Raw genomic sequence first — 13,175 nt, forward strand, 5'->3', positions numbered from 1 at the left:
GCAAAGAGGGGCGCCGCAAGGCGCCCCTCCCAAATGATCGTCAACGAGATCGGATCAGAACAGCTTCTTGAGCTGATCGGCGATATCGGTCTTCTCCCAGGAGAAGCCGCCGTCGCTGTCCGGCGTGCGGCCGAAATGGCCGTAGGAGGACGTGCGGGCGTAGATCGGCTTGTTGAGCTGCAGGTGCTCGCGGATGCCGCGCGGCGAGAGGTTCATGACTTCCATGAGGACCTTCTCGAGCTTGTCCGGGTCAACCTTGCCGGTGTCGTGCAGGTCGGCATAGATCGACAGCGGCTTGGCGACGCCGATGGCATAGGCAAGCTGGATGGTGCAGCGATCGGCCAGGCCGGCGGCGACAACGTTCTTCGCCAGATAGCGCGCGGCGTAAGCGGCCGAACGGTCAACCTTGGTCGGGTCCTTGCCGGAGAAGGCGCCGCCGCCGTGCGGGGCCGCACCGCCGTAAGTGTCGACGATGATCTTACGGCCGGTCAGGCCGCAGTCGCCATCGGGACCGCCGATGTAGAACTTGCCCGTCGGGTTGATGTGCCAGACGGTATCCTTGTTGATCCAGCCTTCCGGCAGGGCCTTACGGACATAGGGCTCGACCAGGTCGTGGATCTGCTTGGAGGTCAGATCCTCGATCGTGTGCTGGTGGGAAACGACGATTTGCGTCACGCCGACCGGCTTGCCGTCTTCGTAGCGGACGGTGACCTGGCTCTTGGAGTCCGGGCCGAGGCCCTTTTCGGTGCCGGCATGGCGCGCCTGCGAGATCAGGTGCAGGATCTTGTGCGCGTAATACAGCGGCGCCGGCATCAGCTCGGGCGTTTCGCGGCAGGCGTAACCGAACATGATGCCCTGGTCGCCAGCGCCTTCGTCCTTGTTGCCGGCGGCGTCAACGCCCTGGGCAATGTCGGCCGACTGGGCGTGCAGCAGCACTTCGATCTCAGCATTGGCGTGATGGAAGCCATCCTGCTCGTAGCCGATGTCCTTGATGGCGTGACGGGCCGCCGCGATGATCTGATCCTTGGAAATGTTCGGGCCGCGGACTTCGCCGGCGATCACGACGCGATTGGTCGTCGCCAGGGTCTCGCAGGCTACGCGGATCTGATAGGGGTCGAGCTTCGCCTTGGCGCCTTCGCGGAAGAACAGATCGACGACTTCGTCCGAAATCCTGTCGCAGACCTTGTCCGGATGACCTTCCGACACAGACTCACTGGTAAAAAGATAGTTCTTACGGGCCACGAGGCGTTCTCCGAGGCTGAGTGGTTGCGTGATTTGGACCGTTGAAGCGGCCGCCGTTTAACGCAGGATTCCTCTCCCTATGCCAAAGGGCGGGTCTTTTTGGCAGCGAGCGTTCGTTTGGTCAAGCGCAATTGGCGATTTCGTTCTGTAAAGCGAACACGGGCACGTTCCCATGGGCCACACTTACACGTGTGACAGAACTTGGGAGGGATCAGAACTTGGGAGGGTTCCCGCTGTCGTCCTGATGCTCGGCGGCCAAATCGGTCGCCACGTCCGCAGCTACGTCGGCGGCCACGGCGACGACGAGATCAATGATGCGTTTGCGCAGATGCGGACTCTTGATGCGCACGAAGGCCTTGTTGAGCTGGATGCCCTCGGCTGTGGCAATGAAATCGGTGACCAGCGCCGAGGAGACAATCTCGCCCGCATGGGCTTGGCCTTCCGCCGTGCCGGCCGGCGCGCCGTCAAAGAAATAAGACGGCGGCACGTCGAGGATCTTGGAAATTTCCTGCAAACGGCTGGCGCCGATGCGGTTGGCGCCCTTTTCGTATTTCTGCACCTGCTGAAAGGTCAGCCCCAGGGCATCGCCGAGCTTTTCCTGGCTCAGACCGAGCAGTACCCGGCGGAGCCGAACACGACTTCCCACATGTTTGTCGATGGGGTTCGGGACCTTCGCCATGCGACGCACCCACGAAATAAAGAAGAGAAAAAGGTCTCTTAGGGCCTAACGCGTTTTCTTCACGCGAACCGTGGCCACTTGGCTCTAAAACACTATCGAGCGAGCCTCAGCGTCTTACGCGCATAGCCGTCACCCTGCAACTTCTATGAGGGGAATCTCGTTCTACGAGCCGAGCTGGCGCCGTTCCCAAAGCTTCAAAGCCGCCGCCAGAATGAAGAAGAAGAACCACAGCCCAGCCGGGGCCGAGCGGGCATGTCGTGCAAAAAAAGGTGCGGCAATGGGCCTGGGCAAGGAACTGTCGAGCACGCCGTCGACGCCCAAGGGCAATTGCTTGAGGATGCGGCCATAGGGATCGATCACCGCCGAAATCCCCGTATTAGCCGCCCGCACCATCGGCAGCCCTTCCTCGATGGTGCGCAACCGCGCCTGCGCCAAGTGCTGATAGGGGCCCGCCGTCTCACCGAACCAGCCATCGTTGGTGACGTTGAGCATCAGTTGCGGGCGCTCCGACTGGGATTCCTGCGGCACCACCTCGCCGGGGAAAATCGCCTCGTAGCAGATGAGCGGCGCTGCTGCCGGCAACCCCGGCACGCGCAAGATCGCGTGGCGGGTGCCGGCCTCGAAGCCCCCGGGAATATGGACGAACTGGCGCAGGCCGACCTTATCGAGCAGCCAGCCGAGCGGCAGATATTCGCCAAACGGCACCAGATGCACCTTGTCATAGGTAGAGACGATGGCACCGCCCGGCAGCACAACCTGGATCGAATTGTAATAGCGGCCCGCAGGGCGGCGCGACCCTGAGACACGATCGAGCTGCTCAAAACGCGCCGCGCCGGTCACCAGAATCGTCGACGCTGGCAGGAAGGTGCCGATCTCTTTCAATGCAGCCACATCACGCGACAGGATGAACGGAAACGCCGACTCGGGCCAAATCAGATGGGTCGCATCGGCGACGCCGGCGGTCTGCGGCGATGTCGCCCGATCGGACACCTCGAAATAGTGCTTGAGGATCGCCTCTTTATTATCGGAGCGGAACTTCTCGTCCTGCGGCAGATTGGGCTGCATGATGCGCAGCTTGACGTTCGGCTCCGAGGCCACCGCCGGCGCTGCAGCGCGCCAGAGGCCAAACGCCAGCAGCGCCGCGAGCAGGATCAGCGCCGCGATGATCGGCCACAACGGCCCGCGCCGGTTGAGTGCGTCGCGATCAGCCAAGGTCGCCGGCGCGGCGCAGACGAGCACAGCAAGAAGCGTCAGGCCGTTGAGACCGACGAAAGACGCGGCCTGCCCCAAATAAAGATCGGCGCCGAAGGCCATGCCGAAACTGTTCCAGGGAAAGCCGGTGAGAATATTGCCGCGTAGCCATTCCGACACCGTGAGCGCCAGGGCCAGAACGACGATGCGGCTCGGCCCGTTGCTCCAGAAGAGCCGCGCCAGGAAGAAACCGAAGGCGGTGAAGAAGGCGAGACCCGCTGGCAGACCGACAACACCCAGCGGCAAGGCCCAGGCGAACTGATCCGCTTCAACCAGAAAAGCGGCGCCCAGCCACCACAATCCAGCGACGTGATAGCCAAAGCCCAGCCACCAGCCGACCTTGGCCGCTTCCCAGCCATGGGCGAACGCCGACGCGCGGGCGCCGTCTTGCGTCTGCGCGGCAGAACCATCGATCAACCAGACCGCAGCGACCAAGGTGATGCAGAGAAAGGGGAATAAGGAGACGGGCGGCATCGCCAAAGCGCCCGCCGCGCCACAGACGAAAGCCAGAAGCGCCCGCGTCCAGCCAGCGGAGAGGACGAAACGATCGGCTGTTTTGTAGATCGCCGTTGTTGTCATGGGGCTCGGCTTTATCCGCGAATCGGTCGCCTCAACAGATACACGGGCTGCGCGACGTTTTCAGCTTACCGTTTGACCCGTTTAGGTCGTATCGCCATCACGATAGGGATCGGCAATCCCGAGTTTGGCCAGCGCCAATCGCTCGTGCGCTTCCATGTCCTCCGCCTCGTCATCGACCTCATGGTCGAAACCGACGAGATGCAGGCTGCCATGGACCAGCATATGGGCGAGGTGGTCGGCGAAGCTCTTCTTCTCGGCCTGCGCCTCGCGCACCACCGTATCGCAAGAGACGATGATGTCGCCCAAGGTCGGCGCGCGTTGCAGAGCCTTGCCGCTGGCGGCGGGAAAGGACAGCACATTGGTCGGCTGATCCTTGCCGCGCCATTGCTTGTTCAAGTCCTGCATGAAGCCATCGCCGCAATAGAGCACCGACACTTCGACGCCAGCTTTCAGTTTCACCTCAGCCGTTTCGAGCGCGATCGCGATGGCCCGCATCGTGAACGCTTCAAGATCGGGCCTGGACGGCCAAGCGTCCGCCCAGGCCTCGAACTCGTCACGCACATCAACAACGATATTCATTCGGCTCCGGATGCCTTCTTGCCGGCACTCTCATAGGCGGTGACGATGCGGCGCACGAGATCGTGACGCACCACGTCCACATCCTTGAAGACGATATGACCGATGCCTTCGACACCAGAGAGAAGCCGGATCGCTTCCTGCAAACCGGACTTCTGGCCCGGCGGCAGATCGATCTGCGTCGGATCGCCATTGACGATCATCCGCGAGCCCTCGCCCAGACGGGTGAGAAACATCTTCATCTGCATCGATGTGGTGTTCTGCGCTTCGTCGAGCAGAATGCAGGCATTGCTCAAGGTCCGTCCGCGCATGAAGGCCAGCGGCGCCACTTCGATCATGCCGGTGGCAAGACCACGCTCGACGATGCGGCTGTCCATGAAATCATGCAGCGCATCGAAGATCGGGCGCAGATAGGGATCGACCTTTTCGCGCATGTCACCAGGCAAAAAGCCTAAGCGCTCACCCGCCTCGACAGCGGGACGCGACAGGACGAGCCGTTCGACGATGCCCTGTTCGAGCAGAAGAACCGCGTGGCCGACCGCAAGCCATGTCTTGCCGGTGCCGGCCGGGCCTTCGGCGAAGACCAGCTCGTGTTGCCGCAAAGCATGCAAATATTCATGCTGCGAGGCATTACGGGCGCGCACCGCGCCTTTCTTGCGCGTGGCGATCTGCTGGAACGAGAACGGCGCCGACGCTGCCGCATCGGGAAACAGGCTGCCCTGTTCGACGCTTTCGGCGATGGCGCCGTCGATGTCGCCCAGTGCGACGCTCTGGCCGCGCAACGCTCGATCATAGAGCGCTGTCATGGCGCGCTGCGCCTTGGCGCAGGCATCCGGCGGGCCTTTGATGGTGACGTGATTGCCGTTGACATGAACGGAGACGCCGAGGCGCCGTTCGATCTTGGCGAGGTTCTGGTCGTATTGGCCGAAGGTGGCCGATGCGGCCCGATTGTCGGCCAAGGTGAAAGTGACTTCCGATCGTTCGCGATCGAAAACTTTCGATCTGAGTTCTCGCCCTGCCGCAGCATTCTCGATGGACGGCGGCGCGCCCGTACGACTGTCGTTGTCAGGCATTCGTTGTCTGCATGCTCCCGTGAGCCGCTGATCTTTCGTGTGTGACGATCCGGCCCTTCAGCGAATTCGGCCAGGTGCCTTCAATCGAGATCGAAGCAATGGTTCCGATCAATGCTTCCGCATCTTCGACGTGAACAGATTGCAGATAAGGCGTGCGGCCGATGGCCTGGCCCGCATGGCGGCCCTTCTTCTCAAACAGAACCGGCAGGATCTGGCCGACGGTGGCGCGATTAAACGCTTGCCGCTGCTGTTCGAGCAGCTCTTGCAGAACGGCCAACCGCTCCTGCTTCACATGCGCCTCGATTTGTCCGTCCATATCCGACGCCGGCGTGCCGGGACGTTGAGAATACATGAAGGAATAGGCGCTGGCGAAACCAATCTCGCGCACAAGGGCCAAAGTCGCCTCGAAATCCACATCGCTCTCGCCGGGAAAGCCGACGATGAAATCCGACGACAAAGCGATGTCGGGACGGGCCGCGCGGACACGTGCGATGATGTCGATGAACTCTTGCGCCTTATGCTTGCGGTTCATTGCCGCCAGAATGCGATCCGATCCCGCCTGTACCGGCAGATGCAGATAGGGCATCAATTGCGGAATATCGCGATGGGCGGCGATCAAGCGATCGTCCATATCGCGTGGATGGCTGGTCGTATAGCGAATGCGTTCGACACCCGGCAGCGCGGCGACGCGCTCGATCAGATCACCGAGCGACGCGACCCGGCCGGCATCGTCACCGTGATAAGCATTGACGTTTTGGCCGATCAGCGTGATTTCGCGCACACCGGCATCCGCCAAACTGCGCACTTCGTCGAGGATCGAAGCGATCGGCCGGGACATTTCTGCGCCGCGCGTATAGGGCACGACGCAGAAGGTGCAGAATTTGTCGCAGCCTTCCTGAACCGTGACGAAAGCCGAATAGCCACGACCGCGCAGGCGCTGCGGCGAAGGCGTCTGCAAGGTCTGGAATTTGTCGACGACCGGAAAATCCGTGTCGACCACACCGCTGCGCCGGGCGGCCTTGCTCAACAGCTCGGGGAAGCGATGATAGCTCTGCGGGCCGACGACGATATCGACGGCGCTCTGGCGGCGGATGATCTCATTGCCCTCGGCTTGGGCGACGCAACCAGCGACCGCTATCTGCATCGCCTGGCCGTTCAAGGCGCGCTCTTCCTTCATCTCGCGCAATTTGCCCAGTTCGGAAAAAATCTTTTCCGAAGCGCGTTCGCGGATGTGGCAGGTGTTCAAAACGACGAGGTCGGCGTCCTCCGGCGAGGCGGCTTGGCCATAGCCTTCGCCTTCGAGAATGTCGCCCATGCGCGTCGCGTCATAGACGTTCATCTGGCATCCGAACGACTTGATGAAAACCTTGCGCGCCTGCGGTGCGGCCGCGGCGGTCGCCCTCGCGTCTGACGTTTTCACCTCATTCATGCGGACAATCATTCCTTCAAACCTGGCGACATCAGTCTCCAGCAATTCTTGTACCTTTTAGGCGAGAATCGCGGAGGTGAGAACCTCACGCTGCGCGTCTCCAACGGTTCTGGCGAATATCTAATTGAATCATCGCCGCCATGGCTTTTCGATGGTCGCCTGGCCCCATCAGCCGGGGTGGCAAGTAATCGATCAGGCATTCGGTGGGGCCCGCCTTGAGCAACTGCCACAGGTGTGGGGCAAAGCCGGTATCTCCGTACCAGGCTATATTGGCGCGCCCGGCCCGGCCCAGCGCCAATCCGTCGCGCCGGTTGTAGTCGATGACGATCGGCTGGACGTAGACGGCTGCAACCTCGGGATGGGCTTTCATCAGGTCCCGGCACGCCTCGAAATGGGGCGAATGGAATTTCAGCAAATGGGTGCCGTCGCCGGTGGTCGCCTCGGCGAACAGGATGACCGGATCGCCAGCCTGCATGCGTTCGGCAATCTGCCTGTTGACCGCGGGAATCTGCCGCTTGCGGCCACGATCGACGAACAGGGCGCCCTGAACCTTGGCCAGCGGCCCCAGCAGCGGCCAGCCGCCGACCTCTTTCTTGGCGAGAAATGCGGTGAATTCAGTGCTGCCGAGAGCGACGATATCGACCCAGGAAATGTGGTTGGGAACGAGGAGCAGCGGCCGCTCGCGCGCCATTTCGCCGCGCGGCCGGACGCGCACCCGCAAGAGCGCGCACATCGTGCGGCAGAACAGCAGCGGCAACGCGGCACGTGCCGAAGGTCTAAAACGGATGAGCAAAAGATAAATCGGGCTAACAACGACGAGAAATAGCAGAATTGTCAGCACAAGCGCCACGGCGCGTAGAACCGGCACGAACGCCCCTTCGTCGAGAGCCCCAGATGCGAATATCGAAACTGAAAGCAGAAACGCTATCGGCCCTAAATCACAACAATTGCTTTGTCATGACAATGGCGTCAGTGCGCCCGCCATCGGCAGCGCGATAATAGCCCGGCCGGCGACCGACTTCGGCAAAGCCGTGCCGGCGGTAGAGCGCCAGCGCCGCCTCGTTGTCCTGCGCCACTTCAAGAAAGAGCGCGCTGACCCGCAACAGCCCAAGAGTTTCGGCATGTTTGAGCAGCAGATCGCGCGCCACACCACGGCGGCGATAGCTGGTGGCGACGGCGATGGTCAGGATTTCCGCCTCATTGGCGGCTTTGCGCGACAGGACGAAGCCGAGCAGGGCGTCGCTGGAACTATCGAAAATCCCATCGCTGACGACATTCTCCGACAGGATCAGCCGCTCGATTTCGACGGCATCCCAGGGATAAGCGAAACCATCCTTATGCAGGCGCGCGCATGCCACCGCATCAGCGGCTTCCAGGCTGCGGCTCTGGATCTGGAGGGCCCGGCGCAGAAAACCCATCATTCCGGCAGTCCGGCAGTGCGCAGCCTACGGATTGCGACGGGCTTGGCGTCGGGTGGCTTCAGATAGAACGGGCGCGCCGGCGCCGATGCCGGATCGGCGATCAGGCCAAGACGGGCGACCTGGCGAATGTCGGGGGCGGCGGACGGGCCGCAGACGATAGCTTCGGAGCCGATGGCCTGGGCTTCCGCCGCCAGCAGCGCGGCGCCCGACCCAACAAGGCAAAGCGAGCCCGCGCCAATGGCGCGCAGCGCCTCGCGCGGCGTCGATAGGCGCGGCGACAAAACCACATGGCCGCTGGCATCGAAGGCCTGGATATAAACATTGCCGTGACGCGCATCGATAGCGCAGGCGACGATCTGGCCTTGCTGCTGGCCGATCCAGGGCGCGGCGAAAGCCGAGAAGGTGGAGACGCCGACGGCCGGAATACCGGTGGCCAAGGCGATACCACGGGCGGCGGCGACGCCGACACGAATGCCGGTGAAGGAGCCGGGGCCAACCGCCACGGCGACACGGGTGAGAGCGGGGAAGCCACCGGGCGCGGCCGCCATCACCTCGGCGACAAGCGGCATCAGCGCCTCGGCATGACCGCGCTCCATCGGCAGGCTGCGGATCGCGACCAGCTCGTCAGCATCGCCGAGGCTGACACAAGCCGAAGCCGCTGACATCGATGTATCTATGGCCAGAATCATTGTCCCTGGCATAGCCGGCCGAAGCCTCCGTGTCATCCCGGGCGCGGGCGATCAGGGACCCAGAGCCAGCAACAAATGCTGATCAACGGCGGATAGGCGGCCCGCGATGAACACGACGCTCCACCCATCAGTTTCGGATCCCCGATCGCCTGCGGCGTCCGGGAAGGCACTGGAAGATTAGGCTCTTAAGCCGATCAGACCTGTTCGACGGCGCGCACTTCCGGCAGGAAGTGGGTCATCAGATTCTGAATACCGTGCTTGAGCGTGGCCGTGGACGACGGGCAGCCGGAGCAAGCGCCCTTCATGGTCAGATAGAGGGTGCCGTCCTTAAAACCCTTGAAGGTGATGTCGCCACCGTCACCAGCCACCGCCGGGCGGACGCGGGTTTCGAGCAATTCCTTGATCGTGGCCACCGTCTCGGCGTCCTCCGGGGCGAAGAATTCCTCGTCATCCTCGGTGATCGGCGCCTCGCCATCGTTCAACAGCGGCGCACCCGACATGAAATGTTCCATGATGGCGCCGAGGATCGAGGGTTTCAGGTGCTGCCACTCGCCACCCGATTTCGTCACCGAGACGAAATCCGGACCGAACATGATGCTCGATACATTGTCGATGGAAAACAAGGCTCTAGCCAGCGGCGAAGCGGCTGAGGACTCGAACGAGGTGAACTCCCGCGTGCCCTCGCCCAGCACGGTCTCGCCGGGCAAGAACTTCAGGGTCGACGGATTGGGGGTCGCTTCGGTCTGGATGAACATCGCGGAATTCCAAGCAAAAGCGCCGCCGTCTGGCGGCTTGATCTCCTACTATATGGAACCCCTGCCCGAACCAAACAAGCCGCTGATCAAGCCAAAGCCTCGATATCTTCGTCGCTGAGCGCCCCCGGCACGATCACCACCGGAATGGGAAACGTCCCCGCGGCCTTGCCCGCCATCATCGTGACCAGAGGACCCGGCCCGTCGGGACCGCTGGCGGCCGCCAGGACCAGAAGCGAGATGTCCGGATCCTCCTCGATCAGGCCGAGAATTTGTTCCAGCTTCGGCCCAAAGCGGACGACGCGCTCGGCCTCAACGTCAACAAGCTCGCGAGCCCGGGTCGCGGCGAGTTCCAATTGATCGTTGGCGCGATCCTCACCCTCTTGCCGCATCATCTCGCTGACCGCGAGCCATTCCTGCGACTGTTCCACTTCGACGATCGACAGCAGCATCATGATGGCTTTGGTGCGCGCCGCACGTCGCGCCGCGAAGGCGATTGCCTGCGCGCTCTCCGCGCTGCCATCGATGACGACGAGAAATTTGGGACGATGTCCCGTTTGATATGAACTGCGTCGTCCACCCATGGGCGCTCCTCGATGACACTTATCGATGTCGGGCCATTGTCATGGTGCCACCATGCTTGTGATCAAGCAAATGCGCAGCAGAGCGGGAAACGATGAATGATCGCATTTTAATCACGCGCCTCGGTATCATCCCGGACACGCGCAGCATGATCCGGGAGCCGGGACCACATGATGCCGGATCGCCTTCGGCGTCCGGAATGACACGGAGGTCGCCGCCAATGTCAGCGCCGGACGAAGCCGACGATGTCCTTAACCGCATTCATATTGCGCGCGGCAATGACTTCGGCGCGAGCCGCACCATCGTTCAGAATGCTGTCGATATGGCTGGGGTCGCTGGTGAGACGACGCATCTCGTCGGCAATCGGCGACAGCTTCTCGACGGAAAGATCGACGAGTGCGTTCTTGAAGGTGGAGAAATTGCCGCCGCCAAATTGCTGCAACACATCCGTCTTGTTGCTGTCGGACAGCGCCGCGAAGATACCGACCAGATTGTCGGCTTCCGGCCGCGTCTCAAGGCCTTTCGGTTCGGACGGCAACGGCTCCGGATCGGTTTTAGCCCTGCGCACCTTCTGCGCGATGGTGTCGGCATTGTCGGTGAGATTGATGCGCGAATAATCGGACGCATCGGACTTGGACATTTTCTTTGAACCGTCGCGCAGGCTCATGACACGTGTCGCCGGGCCTTGAATCAACGGCTCAGGCTGCGGGAAGAACGCTTCGCCAAAACCGTTGGCGGCAATGGAGCCTGAAAAATCGTTGTTGAATTTTTGCGCGATGTCACGCGCCAGCTCGAGATGCTGTTTCTGATCTTCCCCGACCGGCACATGGGTGGCGCGATAGATCAGAATGTCGGAGGCCATCAGCACCGGATAGGCATAGAGACCGACGGAGGCATTCTCGCGATCCTTGCCGGCCTTTTCCTTGAACTGCGTCATGCGGTTCATCCAGCCGATACGCGCGACGCAATTGAAGACCCAGGCAAGCTCGGCATGCTGCGGCACTTGGCTCTGATTGAAGACGATATGTTTCTTGGGATCGATGCCGCAAGCGATGAAGGCGGCGGTGACTTCGCGGATCTGCGCCTTCAGCGCTACCGGATCCTGCGGCATGGTGATGGCATGCAGGTCGACGACGCAATAGATGCATTCATGGGTCGTCTGCAATTCTACAAAGCGTTTAATCGCGCCCAGATAGTTTCCGAGATGAAGGTTTCCCGTCGGCTGCACGCCGGAGAAAACAAGCTGGGGGAATTCGGCCATTGTCGCGATCGCTCCGCTCGAGCGCTGCAGCTTCAGAACCGCAAACGCTTAGAAGGCCCGGTTTATGGCAATGGCCGGTTTCGAATGCAAGTGCGCCACATCACAACACAAATGTCATTTCCGACACATCGCGACGACAGATAGTTCATGCTGAAGCCTCTGTGTCATCCTCAGTACCGCAGGCGACCCTGGCACCAGGGCAAACGACGCCATGCTGTTCGTTAGCTGCATGGCGACAACAAAGTCACAACGCAACGCTCCACCGCTGGCCCCTGGTGCCCGGATCACTTGCTGCGCAAATGTCCGGGATGCACCCAGGCCGCGGCCGTGGCTTTAAAGAATAAAGCGGCTGAGGTCGGTATTGCGTGCCAGATCACCGATATTGGCCTCGACGAAGGCGGCATCGACGGTGATTTTCTCCCCGGATCGGTCGGGTGCCGAGAAGCTGACACTGTCCAGCACCCGCTCCATGATGGTCTGTAACCGGCGCGCGCCGATGTTTTCCACGGAGGTGTTGACCTGGGCGGCGATCCTGGCGATCGCCTCGATGCCGTCGTCGGTGAAGGCCAGCTCGACACCCTCGGTCTGCAACAGAACTTCATATTGCTTGACGAGGCTCGATTCCGGCTCGCGCAGAATACGCCGCAGGTCATCCTCGTCGAGCGAGGCCAGCTCGACCCGGATCGGCAGGCGGCCCTGCAGTTCGGGCAACAGATCGGACGGCTTGCTGACGTGGAAGGCGCCCGACGCGATGAACAGGATATGGTCGGTCTTCACCGCCCCATGTTTGGTCGCCACCGTCGTGCCTTCGATCAGCGGCAAAAGATCGCGCTGCACGCCTTCGCGCGACACGTCGGCACCGCTGCGGTTTTCGCGGGCACAGATCTTGTCGATCTCGTCGAGGAAAACGATGGCATTGCTTTCGGTCTCGCGAATGGCTTCCTGCACCACCTGATCCTGATCGAGCAGCTTGTCGCTCTCTTCAGCGATCAGCGGTTCATAGATCTCGCGCACGGTGGCGCGGCGCGGCTTGGCCTTGCCGCCCAGCGCCTTGCCGAACAGATCGTTCAGCGAAATCGCGCCCACGGACGCGCCTGGCATGTTCGGCAGTTCGAACATCGGCGTCGAAGGCCCGGTGGACGCCACTTCGATTTCGATCTCCTTGTCGTCGAGTTCGCCGTTGCGCAGCTTCTTGCGAAAGCTATCACGGGTTGCCGGTGAAGCGGTCGCACCGACCAGCGCATCAAGCACCCGCTCCTCGGCGGCGAGATGCGCCTTGGCGCGCAGATCCTTGCGCTTGCGCTCTTTGACAAGGGCGATCGCCACTTCAACCAGATCGCGCACGATCTGTTCGACATCGCGGCCGACATAACCCACTTCGGTGAACTTGGTCGCTTCCACCTTGAGGAAGGGCGCGCCTGCCATTTTGGCGATGCGTCGGGCGATTTCGGTCTTGCCGCAGCCGGTGGGACCAATCATCAAAATGTTCTTGGGCAGCACTTCTTCGCGCATCGGCGATTCGAGTCGCAGGCGGCGCCAGCGGTTGCGCATCGCATTGGCGACGGCCCGCTTGGCCTCTTTCTGTCCGACAATATAGCGGTCAAGCTCCGATACGATTTCGCGCGGCGAGAAGTCGGTCAT

At 61.8% G+C, this 13,175-nt stretch carries 13 protein-coding genes; all 13 read right to left on the reverse strand.

What is annotated here, in order from left to right; genetic code table 11:
* Positions 1-54 precede the first annotated feature (54 nt).
* Positions 55-1,242 (reverse strand): methionine adenosyltransferase, encoded by a 1,188-nt coding sequence (gene metK / locus BLW50_RS21025; protein WP_090706203.1) that lies wholly within the window; start codon positions 1,240-1,242, stop codon positions 55-57.
* Between the two features lie 211 nt (positions 1,243-1,453).
* Positions 1,454-1,921, reverse strand: a complete 468-nt coding sequence (locus BLW50_RS21030) for a helix-turn-helix domain-containing protein (RefSeq protein WP_090706204.1) — start codon at positions 1,919-1,921, stop codon at positions 1,454-1,456.
* A gap of 162 nt (positions 1,922-2,083) precedes the next feature.
* Positions 2,084-3,751, reverse strand: a complete 1,668-nt coding sequence (gene lnt / locus BLW50_RS21035; RefSeq protein WP_090706206.1) for an apolipoprotein N-acyltransferase — start codon at positions 3,749-3,751, stop codon at positions 2,084-2,086.
* Positions 3,752-3,832: 81 nt separating this feature from the next.
* Positions 3,833-4,330: an rRNA maturation RNase YbeY gene (gene ybeY / locus BLW50_RS21040; protein ID WP_090706209.1), complete on the reverse strand. Its 498-nt coding sequence runs from the start codon at positions 4,328-4,330 to the stop codon at positions 3,833-3,835.
* Positions 4,327-5,400 (reverse strand): PhoH family protein, encoded by a 1,074-nt coding sequence (locus tag BLW50_RS21045; protein WP_090706211.1) that lies wholly within the window; start codon positions 5,398-5,400, stop codon positions 4,327-4,329. Before BLW50_RS21045 ends, ybeY begins: the two co-directional genes overlap by 4 nt.
* Complete coding sequence (gene miaB, locus BLW50_RS21050; RefSeq protein ID WP_244544332.1) at positions 5,393-6,829, reverse strand: tRNA (N6-isopentenyl adenosine(37)-C2)-methylthiotransferase MiaB; 1,437 nt, start codon at positions 6,827-6,829, stop codon at positions 5,393-5,395. Before miaB ends, BLW50_RS21045 begins: the two co-directional genes overlap by 8 nt.
* Positions 6,830-6,914: 85 nt before the next feature.
* Complete coding sequence (locus BLW50_RS21055; protein WP_139267698.1) at positions 6,915-7,586, reverse strand: lysophospholipid acyltransferase family protein; 672 nt, start codon at positions 7,584-7,586, stop codon at positions 6,915-6,917.
* Between the two features lie 181 nt (positions 7,587-7,767).
* Positions 7,768-8,250: a GNAT family N-acetyltransferase gene (locus BLW50_RS21060; protein ID WP_090706217.1), complete on the reverse strand. Its 483-nt coding sequence runs from the start codon at positions 8,248-8,250 to the stop codon at positions 7,768-7,770.
* Positions 8,247-8,975: a tRNA (adenosine(37)-N6)-threonylcarbamoyltransferase complex dimerization subunit type 1 TsaB gene (gene tsaB, locus BLW50_RS21065; protein WP_348272860.1), complete on the reverse strand. Its 729-nt coding sequence runs from the start codon at positions 8,973-8,975 to the stop codon at positions 8,247-8,249. Before tsaB ends, BLW50_RS21060 begins: the two co-directional genes overlap by 4 nt.
* Positions 8,976-9,133: 158 nt before the next feature.
* On the reverse strand, positions 9,134-9,694 hold the full coding sequence (locus BLW50_RS21070) for a NifU family protein (RefSeq protein ID WP_090706222.1): 561 nt from the start codon (positions 9,692-9,694) through the stop codon (positions 9,134-9,136).
* 86 nt (positions 9,695-9,780) lie between these two features.
* The gene (locus BLW50_RS21075) at positions 9,781-10,275 is read right to left on the reverse strand and encodes a universal stress protein (RefSeq protein ID WP_090706224.1); all 495 of its coding nucleotides are present in this window, start codon (positions 10,273-10,275) and stop codon (positions 9,781-9,783) included.
* 221 nt (positions 10,276-10,496) lie between these two features.
* Entirely contained in the window at positions 10,497-11,534 is a 1,038-nt protein-coding gene (gene trpS / locus BLW50_RS21080) for a tryptophan--tRNA ligase (protein WP_090706226.1), read from the reverse strand.
* Between the two features lie 333 nt (positions 11,535-11,867).
* Complete coding sequence (hslU, locus tag BLW50_RS21085; protein ID WP_090706227.1) at positions 11,868-13,175, reverse strand: ATP-dependent protease ATPase subunit HslU; 1,308 nt, start codon at positions 13,173-13,175, stop codon at positions 11,868-11,870.

The organism is Beijerinckia sp. 28-YEA-48, from assembly GCF_900104955.1.
In the GTDB taxonomy this organism is placed as follows: domain Bacteria; phylum Pseudomonadota; class Alphaproteobacteria; order Rhizobiales; family Beijerinckiaceae; genus Terripilifer.